General features: G+C 51.7%; 1 rRNA gene. It reads left to right on the top strand.

From position 1 onward, the window contains the following. A 23S ribosomal RNA gene (locus CHH60_RS29400) occupies positions 1-420 on the top strand; the annotation flags it as partial.

The following is a 420-nucleotide window of genomic DNA, read 5'->3' as shown; positions in this document are numbered from 1 at the left end:
GGTTAAGCTACTAAGAGCACACGGAGGATGCCTAGGCGCTAGGAGCCGATGAAGGACGTGGCGAACAACGATACTGCCTCGGGGAGCTGTAAGCAAGCTTTGATCCGGGGATGTCCGAATGGGGAAACCCAGCTGGGGTAATATCCAGTTACTCATAACTGAATACATAGGTTATGTAGAGGCATACCAGGGGAACTGAAACATCTAAGTACCTTGAGGAAGAGAAAACAATAGTGATTCCGTCAGTAGCGGCGAGCGAACGCGGAACAGCCCAAACCAGAGAGCTTGCTCTCTGGGGTTGTGGGACGTCTCACATGGAGTTACAAAGGAGCCGGTTAAACGAAGAGGTCTGGAAAGGCCCGCCAAAGAAGGTAAAAGCCCTGTAATTGAAAGTCTGCTCTCTCCGAGACGGATCCCGAG

Source organism: Paenibacillus sp. 7523-1 (genome assembly GCF_002276415.1).
In the GTDB taxonomy this organism is placed as follows: Bacteria; Bacillota; Bacilli; order Paenibacillales; family Paenibacillaceae; genus Paenibacillus; species Paenibacillus illinoisensis_A.
This window is presented reverse-complemented; position numbering and strand designations above follow the sequence as displayed.